12 protein-coding genes and 1 tRNA gene are annotated in these 17,405 nt (G+C 67.2%); 7 read left to right on the top strand and 6 right to left on the bottom strand.

Going from position 1 to position 17,405, the window contains the following annotated elements; all coding sequences use genetic code 11:
* Nucleotides 1-126: 126 nt before the first annotated feature.
* Nucleotides 127-1,059, bottom strand: a complete 933-nt coding sequence (locus ACXU4B_RS16060) for an HNH endonuclease (protein WP_205746577.1) — start codon at nucleotides 1,057-1,059, stop codon at nucleotides 127-129.
* Nucleotides 1,060-1,275: 216 nt separating this feature from the next.
* Nucleotides 1,276-1,351, bottom strand: a tRNA-Ile gene (locus ACXU4B_RS16055).
* A 158-nt stretch (nucleotides 1,352-1,509) separates the two neighbouring features.
* On the opposite strand from ACXU4B_RS16055, the gene ACXU4B_RS16050 reads away from it, so the two are divergent.
* Entirely contained in the window at nucleotides 1,510-1,881 is a 372-nt protein-coding gene (locus tag ACXU4B_RS16050; RefSeq protein ID WP_131410678.1) for a nuclear transport factor 2 family protein, read from the top strand.
* On the opposite strand, the gene ACXU4B_RS16045 is transcribed toward ACXU4B_RS16050, so the two are convergent.
* Nucleotides 1,869-6,527, bottom strand: a complete 4,659-nt coding sequence (locus tag ACXU4B_RS16045; protein ID WP_131410680.1) for a DEAD/DEAH box helicase — start codon at nucleotides 6,525-6,527, stop codon at nucleotides 1,869-1,871. The two genes, ACXU4B_RS16050 and ACXU4B_RS16045, sit on opposite strands and share 13 nt — an antisense overlap.
* Before the next feature lie 188 nt (nucleotides 6,528-6,715).
* Between ACXU4B_RS16045 and ACXU4B_RS16040 the strand changes: the two genes are divergently transcribed.
* Together ACXU4B_RS16040 and ACXU4B_RS16035 are read left to right on the top strand one after the other, a co-directional pair.
* Entirely contained in the window at nucleotides 6,716-8,977 is a 2,262-nt protein-coding gene (locus tag ACXU4B_RS16040; RefSeq protein WP_131410682.1) for a TonB-dependent receptor, read from the top strand.
* Nucleotides 8,978-9,127: 150 nt separating this feature from the next.
* On the top strand, nucleotides 9,128-9,979 hold the full coding sequence (locus ACXU4B_RS16035) for an alpha/beta hydrolase (RefSeq protein ID WP_338069390.1): 852 nt from the start codon (nucleotides 9,128-9,130) through the stop codon (nucleotides 9,977-9,979).
* Nucleotides 9,980-9,991: 12 nt separating this feature from the next.
* Here ACXU4B_RS16035 and ACXU4B_RS16030 read toward each other — a convergent pair whose 3' ends face one another.
* Nucleotides 9,992-10,894 (bottom strand): cation diffusion facilitator family transporter, encoded by a 903-nt coding sequence (locus ACXU4B_RS16030; RefSeq protein WP_131410684.1) that lies wholly within the window; start codon nucleotides 10,892-10,894, stop codon nucleotides 9,992-9,994.
* Between the two features lie 105 nt (nucleotides 10,895-10,999).
* Nucleotides 11,000-11,950 carry an AraC family transcriptional regulator gene (locus ACXU4B_RS16025; RefSeq protein ID WP_131410686.1) on the bottom strand — a complete coding sequence of 317 codons (951 nt, stop codon included), beginning with the start codon at nucleotides 11,948-11,950 and terminating at the stop codon, nucleotides 11,000-11,002.
* A 126-nt stretch (nucleotides 11,951-12,076) separates the two neighbouring features.
* Between ACXU4B_RS16025 and ACXU4B_RS16020 the strand changes: the two genes are divergently transcribed.
* The 4 genes from ACXU4B_RS16020 (at nucleotide 12,077) to ACXU4B_RS16005 (ending at nucleotide 16,668) form a co-directional block, all read left to right on the top strand.
* Nucleotides 12,077-12,613, top strand: a complete 537-nt coding sequence (locus ACXU4B_RS16020) for a carboxymuconolactone decarboxylase family protein (RefSeq protein ID WP_131410688.1) — start codon at nucleotides 12,077-12,079, stop codon at nucleotides 12,611-12,613.
* A gap of 175 nt (nucleotides 12,614-12,788) precedes the next feature.
* A complete protein-coding gene (locus ACXU4B_RS16015; RefSeq protein ID WP_131410690.1) occupies nucleotides 12,789-13,499 on the top strand; it encodes a gluconate 2-dehydrogenase subunit 3 family protein in 711 nt (236 codons plus the stop codon).
* A complete protein-coding gene (locus tag ACXU4B_RS16010; protein ID WP_131410692.1) occupies nucleotides 13,496-15,271 on the top strand; it encodes a GMC family oxidoreductase in 1,776 nt (591 codons plus the stop codon). Before ACXU4B_RS16015 ends, ACXU4B_RS16010 begins: the two co-directional genes overlap by 4 nt.
* Complete coding sequence (locus tag ACXU4B_RS16005; protein ID WP_131410694.1) at nucleotides 15,268-16,668, top strand: cytochrome c; 1,401 nt, start codon at nucleotides 15,268-15,270, stop codon at nucleotides 16,666-16,668. The genes ACXU4B_RS16010 and ACXU4B_RS16005 overlap by 4 nt, the downstream gene beginning before the upstream one ends.
* Before the next feature lie 24 nt (nucleotides 16,669-16,692).
* Here ACXU4B_RS16005 and ACXU4B_RS16000 read toward each other — a convergent pair whose 3' ends face one another.
* Nucleotides 16,693-17,280: a TetR/AcrR family transcriptional regulator gene (locus tag ACXU4B_RS16000; protein WP_131410696.1), complete on the bottom strand. Its 588-nt coding sequence runs from the start codon at nucleotides 17,278-17,280 to the stop codon at nucleotides 16,693-16,695.
* Between the last annotated feature and the right edge of the window lie 125 nt (nucleotides 17,281-17,405).

The raw sequence follows: 17,405 nt of genomic DNA, 5'->3' as shown, positions 1-17,405 counted from the left end.
ACCCCTGCTGAACCGACCCGTCTCCTTCCATGGCCCACAGAAGCAACGCCAGCTTGGCGTTGATGCATCCGATCTGGATTTGGCGTATTCGCCGGGGCGATTCCTTCCAATGCATCGCCCAACGAATCACCGCAGGAAGACATTGCTCCGGTGATAAGCGAGATAGGTCGCCTGCTTCGGATGGAAGACCCCACATCCGTTCGCACAAGCTTCGCTCAATCCAAGTCGATCCAAGTCGAGATGATCGAGCTTGCGCGACAGCAGAACATCACCATCGTCTTCAAAGCTAATAAATCCTCGATCGAACAGCCTGTCGACATGCGGCGTGAGCAAGAGGCCGTTGGCCCCATCTAATCGCTCAATCGAATCCTCGCAGAGTCGCCACGGCTTGATATGGCTCGCAATCAGCAACCGTGGATTGCTCACCTTAGTGAGCCTGCACGATGTCTCGAAGTTGAAGATGCGCCGACGAAAGAGCCCTTGCCCGTACCGAGAGAGGACCACTTGCTCTTTAGTCGTTGCATCCAAGCTCGGGTCATCGCGAATGATGGCCTGCATAGCATCGTCGATGCGCGTGAGTGGCGCATCGACCTGGGACGACTCCACCTCATCACCGACGTCGCGAATACCCAAGGGCCCGATGAGGAACTCATAGACCTCGCGACCCACCTCGGCGAGGTAAGCCCCTTGATTGCCGTTGCCCGTGCTGGGTTGGATGGGCGAATACTTATCTGGCAAAAGAGGACCAAGCTCTTTGATATGGTCCTTCGGTCGAACGGGCGTAGCTAACGGCTCCCACAACACAGGCAGCAGCCACCCCTCATCGTCCCAGTAATGCCCCGTAGAACCAAAGCTATCGGGCTTCGGGGCCGGACTCGCGTAGTCCTCGACATACCCGACATACCGAATCAGGCCGCCCGCGAAAGACAACACGACATCGCCAGGCGCCGCGCCTCGCATATTGTCGTAGAACAGATTCCGCGCCCCATGCGCCGCCCGATATGGCGACCACAGATACCCGCCCTCAATCTCCTGCCGCGCCGTCTGCTTGTGGTTCACCCACCAGTACCGCATTGCCACCCTCTCGCGCCAAGAGCTGGTATAGCGCGTAAGCATATACCTACATGAGGGCGCGGCCGGCGAAAGGCGTCACTTTAGGGCGGGCGCCGGCTTTCGGCCAAACCGTGGAGATCGGTAGTGGATAGCTGAGACAAGGATCGAAACAGAAGAACTCGCGAGGTCCGTGCGCACTCCGCGCGAAGGCCTCGGAGCAAGTGGTGGGCCCACCAGGATTCGAACCTGGAACCAAGGGATTATGAGTCCCCTGCTCTAACCGTTGAGCTATAGGCCCTGGCGGTGTCGGCGTGGAGCGCCGAGACGGGAGGCCGGTCATGTTAGCCGCGTTGGGTGGGGGGCGTCGACAAGGCGGCCACGGGTCGGCTTCCTTGCCCGGGTGACGTAGACTCGCGCCCAGCACGCCCGCTGACGGGCGAACCGACGGGAAGGCGCATGCGCGAATTGATCGAACGTTACCTTGACGCGTACAACCGCATGGATGTGGACGGCATGCTGGCCACAATGCATCGCGAGGTGGTGTTCGAGAATTACACGGCGGGCGTGCTGAGCGTGCGTACGCTGGGTGTCGACGAACTGCGCCACCTGGCGCAAAGCTCCCGCTACCTGTTCTCGGCGCGTCGCCAGCTGCTGCTGGCCTATGAAGAGCGCGACGGCACCGCCACGGCGCATATCCTGTTTGATGGCACGTTCGCCATGGACCTGCCCAACGGCGTGCGCGCGGGGCAGTCGATCACCCTGAGCGGGCGCAGCGAATTCCGCCAGCGCGACGGCCTGCTCGTCTATATCGCCGATTACAGCGAGTAACCGGCGGCCAGCGCGTCCGCGCCAGGCTCGCCGTGCCCGGCACGACGCAGCAGCGCGTTGCGCCAGCGTTGTTGCTGTGCCGGCGCTGCCTCCAGCAGCCATTGCGGCTTGCTGGCGACCATCGCGGCAACGGCCACGCCATCCTCGTACAGCACCCGCGTGCCGACCACGGCGGGCAGCCTGCCGCCGCTCAGCACGGTGCCCACCAGGTTGAGCGGATCGGAGCCGCTGAGGCAGACCAACTCGCCTTGCGGCTCCTGCTGGCGAATGGCGCGCAGGCGTGCGATCGCCTCCGGCAGCGCGAATTGCTCGCCGACGAGGCCTTCCACGAAGCGGCCGCCGCGGATTTCGCCGCGGGCTTCCAGGCGGTGGTAGACGCGCAGCAGTTCGCGCCAGCTGGGGAGCCAGGGGGCTTCGCGTTCGAGCAGCTTCCAGAAGACCACGCCGTAGCGGCGCAGGAGGGTGCGGGCGATGTGGTCGAGGGGGTCGGGGTCGGTTTTGCTTGCACTGGATGGGGGTTTCGCAAGGGCCGAACCCTCATCCGGCCCTTCGGGCCACCTTCTCCCGGGGGAGAAGGAAGTGGGTGTGCGCACTAATGACCAGCGGCCGGCGTCTTCGATGCCGGTGAGCATGTGGCGGCGGAGGCGGCGGTGACGGTGGGCGTCGCGGCGGGCGGCGGGGACCAGCAGGGCGCGCAGGCCGGCGAAGCTGTCGGCGGTGACGCGGCCGGCGGCCACCAGCTCGCCGAGGGCATCCTCCAGTTCGGTGCGCAGCAGGTGGGTGGCGGCAAGCAGTTCGTCGAAGAACAGTGCGCCCTGGTCGCGCAGGGTGTCGAGTACGGCCTGGGCGCGTGAGGAAACCAGGGTGTCCTGCACGTCGCCATGGTTGGCGGCCACGCCTGTCCATACCGGCAAAGTGCGCCGGGGCAGCAGCACGATGGGCGTGGCGCGCACCGGGCCGCCGCCACCGCCGCTGCCGCCGCGCAGCCGGCTCCAGCTGATGCGCCCGGCGCGACACTGCTCGTCCAGCCAGCTGATGGCGTAGTCGTCGATGCGCGCGGGCAGCAGCTCGCCCTCCCATGCACCGGCTGCCGCCTCGAAGCCTTCGAGCTGGGCGAGCACGGCCGGCAGCGCATCCGGCCCGCTCAGGCGTGAGCCCGGCGCCACGTGCTGCCATTCGAACAGGAAGCGCATCAGGTCGCGGCGACTGACGGGCTCGATCTCGCGGCGCAGGCGGCCGATGGTGTAGCGGTGGATGCGCGCCAGCAGGTGGCGTTCGCACCACTCGATCTCGATGGTGCCGGGGGTGAAGTGGCCCTGCATCACATAGCCTTCGGATTGCAGGCGCAGCAGGGTGAGGTCGATGTCCGATGCTGGGACCTGCAGGGACGCGGCGAGCTGGGGGACGGTGACGGGGCCCAGGCCGGTGAGGCGTGCGCGGACTAGTTCGAGCAGGGCGTTTTCGCGGGGCCAGTTTTGGGCTGCGTACTCGGCCGGGGCGGTGATGGTGGGGTGCAGGGGCGCGTCAGGGTGGATGGATTGCCAAGGGGGGAGTTTTTCGGCTGTGGTCCAGATTTGGGACTGGGGCAAGAGTGGCCCCTCACCCCGGCCCTCTCCTCGCTCCTCAGAGCCGAGGCCATCCATGGCCTCTCCCCGCGTGCCCCGGCGGGGAGAGGGAGCTAAGAGCGTCGCACGATGATTTTTTGCGAGGTCTTTTAGCCAGTCGTTCCAGCCTTCGTTGGCGTCGGCTTCGTGCTGGGTGATGCCGCCGAGGATGTTGAGGGCCTCGTGCATTTCGTCGGCGCTGCGGACTTGCGGCCAGGCTTCTTCGCGGACGGCGGCGATGGCGTCTTCGTCGAGGCGGCCGAGGTCGTCGGCGCTTTCGGGGTCGCTCCAGCGGCGTGACTGCACGGCCTGGGTGCGGCGCTCTTCGAGTGGCGCGTCATCGAGGAAGGCGTAGGGCGCCGCGTTGAGCACTTCGCCGGCCAGCGGGCTGGGCGCGGCGAGATCGCGTGCCACCACGGTGATCGAGCCATCCTCCAGACCGTGCAGCACGTGCAGCAGGCCGTCGATGTCCATCGCCTCGCGCAGGCAGTCGTGCAGGGTCTGGTTGACCAGCGGGTGATCGGGAATCTCGCGTTCGCCCACGATGTTTTCGAGGCAGGCCACCTGGTCGGGGAACACGGTGGCGAGCAGATCCTCGCTTTTCATGCGCTGCAGGGGCGGCGGCACCTTGCGGCCACCCTGGAAGCGCGGCAAGGCCAGCGCGGTGGTGGCGTTCCAGCGCCAGCGCGCGGGGAACAGCGGCGCATCCAGCAGTGCCTGCACCAGCACGTGTTCCGCCGTGGCGGAATGCAGGTAGCGAGACACCTCTTCCAGCGGAAAGCTGTGGCTGGTGGAAAGCGACAGCACGATGGCGTCTTCGGTCGCCGCGGCCTGCAGTTCGAAATTGAACTGGCGGCAGAAGCGCTTGCGCAGCGCCAGGCCCCACGCGCGGTTGATGCGGCTGCCCCATGGCGTGTGGATGACCAGCTGGGTGCCGCCCGATTCGTCGAAGAAGCGTTCGAACACCAGCGTTCCCTGCGTGGGCAGCACGCCGAGCGCCAGCCGGGCCGCGGCGAGGTAGTCGGCCAGCTGTTGTGCCGCCGACTCGCCCAGCCCCAGCGTATGCATCAGCCAGTGCATCACGGCCGGCACGCCGCCTTCGTCGAGGCGGGTGGCGACTTCTTCGCGCAGGCGCGACACGCCATGCGACAACTCGGCGGTGCGGCCGGGCGCTTCGCCCAGCCAGAACGGAATATTCGGCGGCACGCCCTGCGCGTCTTCCACGCGCAGGCGATCGCGCTCCACGCGCTGGATGCGGTAGCTGGCGTTGCCCAGCTGGAACACGTCGCCGGCGAGGCTTTCGACCGCGAAGTCTTCGTTCACCGTGCCGATGATGGTGGCCTGCGGCTCGAGCACGACCAGGTAGTCGGCCGTGTCGGGGATGGCGCCACCGGACGTCACCGCGGTCAGCCGCGCGCCGCGGCGTGCGCGCAACTGGCCGTGCACGGCATCGCGGTGGATGTAGGCCGCGCGTGGGCCGCGACGCGTGGAGAAGCCTTCGGCCAACATGCGCACGGTCGCATCGAATTCCCCTCGCGTGAGATCGCGATACGGCCGTGCGCTGCGCACGAGGTCGAACAGGGCGTCCTCGCTCCACTCGCGGCAGGCCACTTCGGCCACGATCTGCTGGGCGAGCACGTCCAGCGGCTGGCGCGGCTGGATCAAGGCATCGAGTTCGCCGCGGCGCACGCAGTCGAGCAGCGCCGTGCATTCGACCAGGTCGTCGCGCGTGGCGGGAAACAGGCGCGCCTTGGGCGTGCCTACCACCGCATGGCCGGAGCGTCCCGCGCGCTGCAGGAAGGCGGCGATCGAGCGCGGCGATCCCATCTGGCACACCAGGTCGACGTCGCCGATGTCGATGCCCAGCTCCAGCGACGCCGTGGCCACCAGCACGGAGAGCTCGCCGCGCTTGAGGCGTTGCTCGGCATCGAGGCGCTGTTCCTTGGCGAGGCTGCCGTGGTGCGCCGCCACCGCCGGCTTGCCGAGCCGCTCGGAAAGATGTCGCGCCACGCGCTCGGCCATGCGCCGTGTGTTGACGAACACCAGCGTGGTGCGATGGGTTTCGACCAGTTGCGCGAGCTGGTTGTAGACCAGCTCCCAGCAGTCGTTGGACATCACCGATTCGAGCGGCACCGGCGGAACAGCGATGGCCAGATCGCGTTCGCGCGTGTGGCCGACGTCGATGATGTTGACGTGATCCTTCTCCCCGTTGGGGAGAAGGTGGCCCGAAGGGCCGGATGAGGGTACGGGGCTTGCGGTTGCGGCCGGCAGAGCAGCTTTCTGCTTCGAATGGGCGGTGTCGCGAGGTTGGCCCCTCACCCCAGCCCTCTCTCCCACGGGACTACCTTCGGGTCGCCCGGAGGGGAGAGGGAGCAGAGCGTGCGAGCCCACCAGGAACTGTGCAATTTCTTCAATCGGCTTTTGCGTTGCCGACAAACCGATGCGCAGCAGGCGGCGTTGGCATAGCGATTCCAGTCGCTCCAGCGACAAGGCCAGGTGCGCGCCGCGCTTGCTGGAGGCGATGGCGTGGATTTCGTCGACGATCACCGTGCGCGTACTGGCCAGCATGGCGCGGCCGGACTCGGAGCCCAGCAGGATGTAGAGCGATTCGGGCGTGGTGACCAGGATGTGCGGCGGGCGCTTGCGCATCCAGGTGCGCTCGGCCTGCGGGGTGTCGCCGGTGCGCACGGCGGTGCGAATGTCCACGTCCGGCAGACCCTGGCGCACCAGTTCGGCGCGGATGCCTTCCAGCGGCGCTTCCAGGTTGATGCGGATGTCGTTGGACAGCGCCTTGAGCGGCGACACATAGACGACGGTGGTCGCGTCCGGCAGCTCGCCGTGGTTCGCCACGCCCTCGCGCACCAATGTGTCAATGGCCGAGAGGAAGGCCGTGAGGGTCTTGCCCGAGCCGGTGGGGGCGGCGACCAGGGTGTGGCGGCCCGCCCGGATCGATGGCCATGCGGCTTTTTGCGGCGCCGTGGGCGCGTTGAAAGCACCCTGAAACCATGCGGCGACGGCGGGATGAAAATCGTGCAGTGGCATGGACTTAGGACCGGGCCGGGGGACCTTGCATCGCTCCGAAGATGGGGCCTTGGCAGCGCTTTGGCAACCGCCCGAAGGAAAATTCGCTTCTGCCGGCACGCTCTTTCGATGACAATAGCGTGACGTCGCCGTACTTCTAAGTACGTTCTTTCGTTACGCCGTTGCCTTCCATTCTCGGGGAATTTCCAATGACCGCCGCCAGCCCGACGCGCTTTGCCGTGCTTGCCCTTTCCATTGCCAGTGCCCTTGCCCTGGGCACCAGCGCCACCGTCCACGCACAGGACGCCACCGCCGCCACGCCCACCAAGCCGCAGACCGGCAAGCCGACGGAACTTGCGACCGTCAACGTGACCGCAGAAAAGCGTGTCGAGAACCTGCAGAAGGTGCCGATCTCGATGACCGTGCTGACGCCGGACAAGCTCGAGGCCTTCGGCCAGTCCGGCGACACCGTGCTGCAGCTCGCCTCGCGCGCGCCCAGCGTGTACGCCGAAACCTCGTACGGCCGCGAATTCCCGCGCTTCTACATCCGCGGCCTCGGCAACAGCGACTTCGATCTCAATGCGTCGCAGCCGGTGTCGATGGTGTACGACGACATCGTGCAGGAGAACCCGATCCTCAAGGGCTTCCCGCTGTTCGACCTCGCCCAGGTGGAAGTGCTGCGTGGCCCGCAGGGCACCATGTTCGGCCGTAACTCGCCGGCCGGCGTGATCAAGTTCGACTCGGTCAAGCCGAGCCAGGACACCAGCGGCTACGCCCGCGTCTCGTACGGCAGCAAGGGCACGGCGAACGCCGAGGCCGCGCTGGGCGGTTCGCTCGGCGGCAACTGGTCGGGCCGCGTGTCGGCGCTGGCGCAGCACCGCGACGGCTGGATCGACAATGACTACACCGGCAAGAAGGACTCGCTGGGCGGCTACAACGACCGCGCCGTGCGCCTGCAGGCCATGTACGACGTGAAGGATTTCAACGCGCTCATCAACGTGCACGCGCGCTGGCTCGACGGCACGGCCGAAGTGAACCGCGGCAATGCCATTCCGCTGGGCAGCGACAGCTTCGTGCCGGGCTTCCAGCGCGACGTGGTGTACCAGGACGGCCGCAACAAGCAGCACCTGTTCACCTGGGGCAGCAACCTGCACCTGACCTGGAACCTGGGTGACTACACGCTCACCTCGATCACCGGCTTTGAAAAGGCCGACACGTACAGCCTCGGCGACGTGGACGGCGGCATCGCCATTCCGCTCAACCCGAGCCAGAACAAGTACGTCACCGCGTTCCCGGTGGAGACGGCCGATGCACTGCCGCACGACCAGCAGATCACGCAGGAAGTGCGCCTGGCCAGCAATCCGCAGGATCGACTGAACTGGCAGGTGGGCGCGTACTACTTCTACGAAGACATCGCGATCTCCAACTTCGACTACGCCACGCTCAACAACCACGCCCTGGACGGCTATGCGGAGCAGAGCCAGACCACGCGTGCGTGGGCAGGCTTCGGCTCGGTCGACTACCGCATCACCGACGAGTTCGACGTGCGCGCAGGCACGCGCTACTCGCACGATTCGCGCGACTTCCACGTCAACCGCCTGCTGTCGCCGATCGGCGGCGGCCCGCTGTCACTGAGCGCCAACCCGCATGACGCGCGCTGGAGCGGCGACCTCACCGGCACCTGGACGCTCAACCCGAACGTCAACGTGTACGGCCGCATCGCCAACGGCTTCCGCGCACCCAGCGTGCAGGGCCGCGTGCTGTTCGCCGACTTCATCTCGGTGGCCAAGCCCGAGACGATCACCTCGTACGAGCTGGGCATCAAGACCACCGGCATGGACAACCGCCTGCGCTTCAACGCGGATGTCTACAACTACATCATGCACAACGAGCAGCTCACCGCGGTGGGCGGCGACATCAACGTCACGCGCCTGATCAACGCCAAGAAGACCGAAGGCTACGGCGCCGAGTTCGACATGGAGGCGTACATCACGCCGAACTTCGTGCTCACCGCCGGCGGCAGCTACAACCACACCGAGCTGAAGGATCCGAACCTGGCCGTGGCCGTGTGCGGCTCGGGCTGCACGGTGCTCGACCCGCTCAATGCCCAGGGCAACGCCCTGATCGACGGCAACCCGCTGCCGAACGCGCCGAAGTGGATCGGCACGCTCACCGCGCGTTACGGCATTCCGTACGGCGAGAGCGGCGAGTTCTTCGTCTACACGGACTGGAACTACCGCAGCCAGGTGAACTTCTTCCTGTACCAGTCGGAAGAGTTCCGCAGCAAGCCGGTGCTCGAGGGCGGCCTGCGCCTGGGCTACAACTGGGCCTACGGCAAGCACGAAGTGGCGCTGTATGCGCGCAACCTGACCAACAAGCAGTACATCACCGGTGCCATCGACTTCAACAACCGCACCGCGTTCGTCAATGACCCGCGCATCATCGGCGTGGAATTCCGCACCGACCTGTAAGGTCCAGGCCCGCCGGGATCATCGATTCCGGCGGGCCAGCCGTTCCATGGAAGGGAGTGGCCTGGCCACTCCCTTCTTTTTTGGCGCAGTGCGGCGACCACAAGGCCGCCGCATGATGCAGAATTCGATCCTTCCCCTCGAGGACTTGCAGTGAACCACCCGGGCGACCTTGGCCGAGACAGTCTCCATCAGCTGACCATGGCCGATGGCCAGCGCCTGTTCGTGCGCGACTGGCCGCACGCCCGTGCGCAGGACGCCGTGCTGGTGGTGCATGGCCTGGGCGAGCACAGCGGGCGCTACCAGCGGCTGGCCATGTGGTTCCATGCGCGCGGCTACGCCGTGCGCAGTTACGACCAGCGCGGCCACGGCCAGACCGCGGGCGTGCGAGGTGGACTGCGGCACGCGGACGACCTGCTCGAAGACCTCGCCACCGTCTACAACGACTACGCCTCGACCCTGCCCCGCCCGCCGCTGCTTCTGGGCCACAGCATGGGCGGCCTGGTGGCGGCACGCGCGGTGCTGGACAAGCGCGTTCGTCCACCCGCGCTGGCGCTTTCCTCGCCGGCCTTCCGCAGCTGGGAACCGGCATGGCTGCGCCGGCTGGCCGCGCTGCTGACACATGTCGCGCCGAGCCTGCCGCTACCCAACGGGCTGCCGTTTGAGAAACTGTCGCACGACCCGCAGGTGGAACCGTCCTATCGCGGCGACCCCTTGCGCCATGGCTGGGTGACGCCGCGGCTGGCGGATTTCATCTTCCGCTCCGGCGAGGCCACCATTCGCGACGCGGCGCGGCTGGATGTGCCCACCCTGCTGCTGGTGGCCGGCGCGGACAAGCTGGTCGATCCCACCGGCAGCCGCGACTTCGCCGCCGGTGCCTGGGCGGGCCAGAAGCTCACCACGCGTTATTTCGACTCGCTCTACCACGAGCTGTTCAACGAGGCGGAGCCGGCGCGCAGCCAGGTGTTGAAGCAGTTGGGCGACTGGCTGCAGAAGCGCGCCTGAGCGCCCCGCCGGTCACAGCCACTCGCGCTTGCCGGTAAAGGTGATGGTCAGCCATTCCACGCGGATATCGCTGCCGATGCGCGTGGCGATCTCGTTGCGCACGGCATCCACCTCGCCCATCGTGCCGAGCTTCGTCGACGGCTCGATCAGGATGTGGATGTCGATGAAGCGCATGCGGCCGATCTTGGCCACGTAGCTGGCGAACTCGAGATAGCCGTGCTCGCGCTGCATGGCGTCCATCACGGCGCGCACGCGATTGTCCAGTTCGTCCGGCGCCAGTTGCAGCACTTCGCGCAGCGCCTGCCACAGGCTGCCCAGCGGCAGCGGCAGCAACAGGATGATCAGCCCCAGCAGGATCGACGAGTCGATGTAGCGCGTCCAGTGATCCAGCGGGCCGCCCGAGATGGCCGCGGCGACCGCGAAGCCCACCAGCACGGCGATGCTGATGCAGCCGCCGATCAGCCAGCCACGCGCATCCAGCTGCAACAGCACGGAGTTCAGCGCGACTGACTGGCGCCGCATGTAAGTGGCCATGCCCATGCTCACCACGCCCATGAACGCGGCCCACGCGGCGCCGAAGCCAAACGCCAGTTCGTGGCCGCCGCTGAGCAGGTCGTGCAGGGCGGAGAAGCCGGCGTAGCTGCAGATGGAGGTGAGCACGGCCGCGTTGAACACGACCATCAGCGGCTCCAGGTGCCAGTAGCCGAACTGGAACCGACGGCTGCCTTCGCTGGAGACCAGGTGGGAAACCGCCAGCGATCCGGCGGTGAGCACCACGTCGACCAGCGAATAGAAGCCGTCGAACGCGATGGATTGCGAACGCATGGCCAGGCCCACGGCCACGCAGGCCGCACCGACCAGGAAGGTGCCGACGATGGAGAGCCGCAGCTGGCGTTGTTCGCGTGAAGTATCCATGTCACTCGCCCGTCGCGATGGCGGCAGTTTGCCCGATCGCACGATGCCGATCATCTTGCCGCGGATCGACAAGCATACCGGCGACGCTGGTCTGCCACGGCGCGGTCATGCGCTGCCCGCCGCCATCGCGGCCTCGCGCCGTTGGCGCTGCTGGCGTCGAAACGCGCCCGGCGTCTCGCCCACGTGCTCGCGGAAGGCGCGCCCGAAGGCGGCCTCGGAGGCATAACCGCAGCGTTCGGCCACCTGGCCCGCGGTGAGGTTCTCGCGCGTCAGCAGGCGCGCCGCCAGCTCCATGCGCACGTCCGCCACCCATTCCATCGGCGTGATGCCGCCCGTTTGCGCAAACTGGCGCGCAAAGGTGGCGCGCGACATCAGCGCCTGCGCCGCCATGCCGGCCAGCGTCCAGTGTTGGGCCGGATCGCGCAGCACGGCCTCGACCGCACGCGACAGGCGTGGGTCGGCCATCAGCGCCAGCACGCCCGTGCCCAGCGCCTGCTCGCTCACCAGGCTGCGCAGCACCAGCGCGAACAGGGCCGTCGACAGTTCGCTGACCACCGCGGCGCCACCGGGGCGCGGCTCCATGGTTTCCGCGCGCATCATCTCGATCAGCGCGATCAGCCCCGTGCGTGGTCCCGCCACCACGCGCACCACTTCGGGCAAGGAACGCATCAGCGCGCTGCCGGCATCGCCGAGCACGAAGTTGCCGCAAAGCATGTCGTACGGCTCGCCCTCGCCTTGCTGCTCGACCTCGGTGACCACCCCATTGAAGTGCTGCGTCTCGGATGGCGTCGGCGGCGGCGCGAGGTCGTCCGCATCCACCGCGCTGACCAGCGTGTGGCGCGCGCCATGCGGGAACATCAGCACGTCGCCGGCCGCCAGCTCCAGCGTCTGCTGGCCGCTGCGCAGGCGGGCGCGCCCCCGCAGCACCACGTGGTAAGGCACGTGCCCGGGCGGCGCGGGGCCGTTGTCGAGCGCCCATGCACCGACGTAGCGGCACAGCAGGTCGACCGTGCCCGTGGGGGAAAGCATGTGTACCAGGTGACTGAGGCTGTCCATGACGGCTGCCGAGACGATGGAGCTAATTATCGAGACCTGGATGTGCGGATCGCGTCAAAGCCAGCGCCTAAGCTTTCCCCACGGTTCGGCAAGCGAACCGACATCCCCTCGATACGGAGTACCTCAATGAATCGTCTGCACACCCTCAACGCCCAGGACGCCACCGGCGAACTCGCCGAGATGTTCACCGCCATCAAGTCCGCCGTCGGCATGCTGCCCAATGCCTACGCCACCATCGGCAGCAACTCGCCGGCCGTGCTCGGCCATGTGCTGAAGACCGGCGCCCTGCTCAAGGACAGCGCGCTCAACGCCCGCGAGCTCGAAGCGATCAATCTTGCCGTGAGCGAAGCCACCGCGTGTGACTACTGTCTTGCCGCGCACAGCATGACGGGCAAGATGGTGGGTTACTCCGCCGAACAGGTCCGCCAGCTTCGAAACGGCGCCTACGACGGCGATGCCAGGATCGACGCGCTGGTGAAGTTCGCCGTGCGGCTGGTGACGACGCGTGGCACGCTGCCCGCCGACGCGGTGGCCAGCGTGAAGCAGGCCGGTTACAGCGATCGCCAGATCATCGAGTCGATCATGGCGGTCAGCGCGATCCTGTTCACCAACATGGTCAATCGCGTCAACGACACGGTGCTGGACTTCCCCAAGGCCGCCTGAGCGGCAGACGACGCGGGCGGAAGCGACACGCGCAGGGCTTCGCGCGTGGATGGCGAAGCCCGCGTCGATCCGGGGCCTGGGCAGGGCGTCCTTGTGACAGCCCTGCCTTCACGCCCTGCTCGCGCAAGGCTTGCCAGCATTTCCGGACGCACATGCGTGAGCGCTGGGGATGACCATGCCGAACCAACCCCGTTCGCCGTCGCGACGCATCTTCCTGCGACAGTCGCTGGTCGCTGTTCCTGCGGTAAGCCTGCTTGGCAGCTCGGCCCTCGCGCAATCGCAGGGCGCCGCCACGACACCGGCTGCCGCGTATGCACCGCGCTATTTCACCGCGCCGGAATGGGAATTCCTGCAGGCCGCGGTGGATCGCCTGATCCCCGCCAACGAAGACGGCCCCGGTGCACTGGAGGCCGGCGTGCCGGAGTTCATCGACCGCGAGATGGAAGGCGCCTATGGACACGGCGGCTTCTGGTACATGCAGGGCCCGTTCGTGCCCGACACACCGCCGACGCTTGGCTACCAGCTGCGCTTCATCCCGCGTGACCTGTATCGCACCGCCATCGCCGCCATCGACGACTGGTGCCAGAAGCAGCACGGCAAGAAATTCGCCGCGCTGTCGCCGGACGATCGCGACCAGGTGCTGCACCAGCTAGAGAAGGGCGACATCAAGCTCGAGCAGCTCCCGGCCACGGCGTTCTTCAGCCAGTTGCTGGCCAACACCAAGGAAGGCTACTTCGCCGATCCCATGTACGGCGGCAACAAGCACATGGGCGCGTGGAAGATGATCGGCTTTCCCGGCGCCCGCGCCGATTTCGCCGACTGGATCGAGCAGCCGGGCAAGGTTTATCCGCTGGCTCCCGTGTCGATCGAGGGAGACAAGTCATGATCCGCATGAAACCGGTCGACGTGGTGATCGTCGGCTTCGGCTGGACCGGCGCGATCATGGGCATGGAACTGACCGAGGCAGGCCTGAGCGTGCTGGCGCTGGAGCGCGGCAGCTATCGCGACACCTCGCCCGACTTCACCTATCCGCACAATGCCGACGAGCTGGCCTATGGCATCCGCGGCAAGCTGTTCCAGCCGCTGGCGAAGGAAACCATCACCATCCGCCATGCCCTCGGCGAGACGGCCGTGCCGTACCGGCAATACGGTTCGTTCCTGTTCGGCACGCACGTGGGCGGCGCGGGCATCCACTGGAACGGCCAACACTATCGCCCCTCACCGGAAGACCTGGAGTTCGCCAGCCATAACCGGCAGCGCTACGGCGCGAAGTTCATGCCGGAGGACATGCAGATCCAGGACTACGGCGTGACCTACGACGAGCTGGAACCGTTCCTGGACCAGTTCGAATACCTGTGCGGCACCTCGGGGCGCGCCGGCAACCTCAACGGCGAGATCCGCGACGGCGGCAATCCGTTCGAAGGACCGCGCAAGCGCGAATACCCGAACCCGCCGGTGACCGACAACTACGGCGCCAGGCTGTTCGCCGATGCGGCGCGGGCGCGTGGTTACAAGCCGTTTCCGCAGCCCTCGTCCAATGCCTCGCAGCCCTATACCAATCCGCACGGCGTGCGGCTCGGGCCGTGCAACCTGTGCGGCTACTGCGAGCGCTTCGGCTGCTTCATGTATTCCAAGGCCTCGCCGCAGACCACCATCCTTCCGGTGCTGATGCGCAAGCCCAACTTCGCGCTGCGCACGCAAAGCCACGTCACCCGCGTGAACCTCGACAACACCGGCAAGCGCGCCACCGGCGTCACCTACATCGACGCGCAGGGCCAGCAGGTGGAGCAGCCGGCGGACCTGGTGATCGTCGCCGCGTTCCAGATGCACAACGTGCGCCTGATGCTGATGTCCGGCATCGGCGCGCCGTACGACCCGAACACCGGCAAGGGCGTGATCGGCAAGAACTACGCCTACCAGATGATGAGCGGCGTCACGGTGTTCTTTGACAAGGACGTCGCGATCAACCCGTTCATCGGCGCGGGTTCCGGCGGCAACCAGATCGTCGACGACTTCAATTCCGATCACTTCGACCACGGCCCGCACGGCTTCGTCGGCGGCGGCTACATCCTCGGCGGCCAGACCGGCGGGCGGCCGATCCAGCAGCTGCAGCTGCCGCCCGGCACGCCGGCGTGGGGCGCCAAGTGGAAGCGCGCCGCCAGGGACAGCTACCTGCATACCACCGGCGTGCAGACGCATGGCTCGGTGATGGCCTATCGCGATCGCTACCTCGACCTCGACCCGACCTACAAGGACAGTTTCGGCCTGCCGCTGTTGCGCATGACCTTCGACTGGCACGACAACGAATACAAGATGACGCGCTTCCTGACCGACCGGGCGCAGGAGATCGCCGACCAGATGAAGCCGCGCCAGACCTCGCAGACCATCCGCAAGCCGGGCGACCACTACGACACGCGCCAGTACCAGACCACGCACACCACCGGCGGCGTGATCCAGGGCGCCTCGCCCGAGACCAGCGCGCTCAACCGCTACCAGCAGAGCTGGGACGTGCACAACGTGTTCGTCACCGGCGCCTCGGCGTTTCCGCAGAATCTCGGCTACAACCCGACGGGTCTGATCGGCGGCCTGACCTATTACTCGGCCCGGGCCATCCGTGAGACCTACCTCAAGCAGCCCGGTCCCCTGGTGCAGGCATGAACGCCTCGATCCCGCGTCGACATCAGGCTGGAGGCGGACTGCTGCGCGCCATCGTGGTGCTGATCGTGCTGGTGGCGGCGGCATGGCTTGCCACGCACCTGTTCCGCGGTGGTGGCGGCGATGCGTCGGCGACGGCACCCGCACCCACCGACGAGCAGATCAAGCAGGGCGAATACCTGGCGCGCGCCGGCGACTGCGCGGCCTGCCACACTGCGCCGGGCGGCAAGCCGTTTGCCGGCGGCCTCGCCATCGCCTCGCCGATCGGCAACATCTACAGCACCAACATCACCCCCGATCCCAGGACCGGCATCGGCGGTTACAGCTACGGCCAGTTCGAACGCGCCGTGCGGCGCGGCATCAACGCCGCGGGGCATACCTTGTATCCAGCCATGCCCTATCCCTCGTACGCGAAGGTCAGCGACTCGGATGTGCAGGCGCTGTACGCGTATTTCATGCGCGGGGTGACGCCGGTCGAACAGGCCAATCATCCCGAAGGCATCGCCTGGCCGTTGTCGATGCGCTGGCCGCTCACCTACTGGCGCTGGTTGTTCGCGCCGAAGGTGGCGCCGGTGGAGGTGGCGCCCGGGCAGGACGCGGCGCTTGCGCGCGGCCAGTATCTGGTCGAAGGCCTCGGCCACTGCGGCGCCTGCCATACGCCGCGCGGGCACGCGCTGCAGGAGCGATCGCTGGCCGCTGGCGACGGCACCAGCTACCTCAGCGGCGGCGAGAGCGACCACTGGGTCGCGCCGAGCCTGCGCGGCGAGCCGGCGAGCGGCCTGGGCAGCGTCAGCGAGCAGGATGTCGCCATGCTGCTGAAGACCGGACGCAGTGAGCGCAGCGCCGTGTTCGGCGGCATGAGCGATGTGGTCCAGCACAGCACGCAATACCTCACCGACGAGGATCTCGCTGCCATCGCGCACTTCCTGAAGTCGCTGCCACCGGCGCGGCAGGAGACGGCGCTGAGCTACGACCAGGCCACCCACGCTGCGCTCGGCAGCGGCAACGTCGGTGCGACGGGCGCCCAGCTCTATATCGACAACTGCGCCACCTGCCACCGCACCGACGGTCACGGTTACCCGCAGGTCTACCCCGCGCTGGCCGGCAACCCGGTGCTCAATGGCAGGCATGCGGGCGCGGCGATTCGCCTGGTGTTGCACGGCGGCACCATGCCCGCGGGCAACGGTGCGCCCACGCAGTTCAGCATGCCTGCGTTCCGCGAGCGGCTCAGCGACCAGCAGGTGGCCGATGTGCTGAGCTTCGTGCGTTCGAGCTGGGGCAATCGCGGCGGTGCAGTGACGGCCGAACAGGTGGCACCGCTGCGCAAGCTGCCGCCGGCGGGGCAGCCGCTGATGACCGGCTACGACCCGCGCGCCACCGAGCCATCGCCCAGGCCGTAGCGCCAGGCCGGACGGCCCGACGTGTCAGCCCGCCGACTCGACCAGGGAGAGCGCCGCCTTGCGACCGGAAGCGAGCATCTGCTCGGACACTTCCGGATCATCCACGGCGCGTGCGAGCGACAGCGTGCCGACCAGGGTGGAGAACACCGCCATCGCTGTCGCGCGCCGCTGTTTGGGCTTGAGTGTCCGGGGCAAGGCGTCGGCCAGCAGCCCGATGACGCGCTCGGCGCGCTCGCTGAATTCCTTGCGCACCACCGCCGGCCCGCGCGCGATTTCCGGGGCCAGCGCGGCGGCCACGCAGCCCTGGGCCACGTTGTCGCGATGGCTCGCGCTCAGGTAGCTGTTGATCACGCCCTCGATACCGCCGCGCACCGGATCGTGCAGCGCCTTCGACAGTCGCTCATAGGTGCCCTGCCAGCCCAGCCCGACGGCTTCGCGGGCCAGGTCGTCCTTCGACTCGAAGTGGTTGTAGAAGCCGCCCTGGGTGAGACCGATGTCGCCCATCAGATTGGCCACGCCGACGCTGGCGATGCCTTCTCCGCGGAACCGAGCCGCCGCGGTCTCGAGGATCCGCTGCCGCGTGGCTTCCTTGTGACCTTTGTCGTAACGCATGGGATCGCTTCCTGCCGGCAGCACGCCGGCCATTGAAATCCATGATACCGATCATATCGTATTACGGTTGTCATATATATAGCGGCGCAGCCGTCGTCCAGCCCACTCCCAGCCCAAGGAAACCC

It is taken from the genome of Dyella soli, from assembly GCF_054482295.1.
The sequence above is the reverse complement of the archived record's forward strand: the minus strand, read 5'-3'. Positions and strand labels throughout refer to the sequence as shown.

Excerpts from the sequence above, each read along its gene's own strand:
- ACXU4B_RS16050 (WP_131410678.1), top strand. The coding sequence starts at position 1,510 with ATGCGCGAATTGATCGAACGTTACCTTGACGCGTACAACCGCATGGAT.
- ACXU4B_RS16045 (WP_131410680.1), bottom strand. The coding sequence starts at position 6,527 with ATGCCACTGCACGATTTTCATCCCGCCGTCGCCGCATGGTTTCAGGGT.
- ACXU4B_RS16040 (WP_131410682.1), top strand. The coding sequence starts at position 6,716 with ATGACCGCCGCCAGCCCGACGCGCTTTGCCGTGCTTGCCCTTTCCATT.
- ACXU4B_RS16030 (WP_131410684.1), bottom strand. The coding sequence starts at position 10,894 with ATGGATACTTCACGCGAACAACGCCAGCTGCGGCTCTCCATCGTCGGC.
- ACXU4B_RS16025 (WP_131410686.1), bottom strand. The coding sequence starts at position 11,950 with ATGGACAGCCTCAGTCACCTGGTACACATGCTTTCCCCCACGGGCACG.
- ACXU4B_RS16020 (WP_131410688.1), top strand. The coding sequence starts at position 12,077 with ATGAATCGTCTGCACACCCTCAACGCCCAGGACGCCACCGGCGAACTC.
- ACXU4B_RS16015 (WP_131410690.1), top strand. The coding sequence starts at position 12,789 with ATGCCGAACCAACCCCGTTCGCCGTCGCGACGCATCTTCCTGCGACAG.
- ACXU4B_RS16010 (WP_131410692.1), top strand. The coding sequence starts at position 13,496 with ATGATCCGCATGAAACCGGTCGACGTGGTGATCGTCGGCTTCGGCTGG.
- ACXU4B_RS16005 (WP_131410694.1), top strand. The coding sequence starts at position 15,268 with ATGAACGCCTCGATCCCGCGTCGACATCAGGCTGGAGGCGGACTGCTG.
- ACXU4B_RS16000 (WP_131410696.1), bottom strand. The coding sequence starts at position 17,280 with ATGCGTTACGACAAAGGTCACAAGGAAGCCACGCGGCAGCGGATCCTC.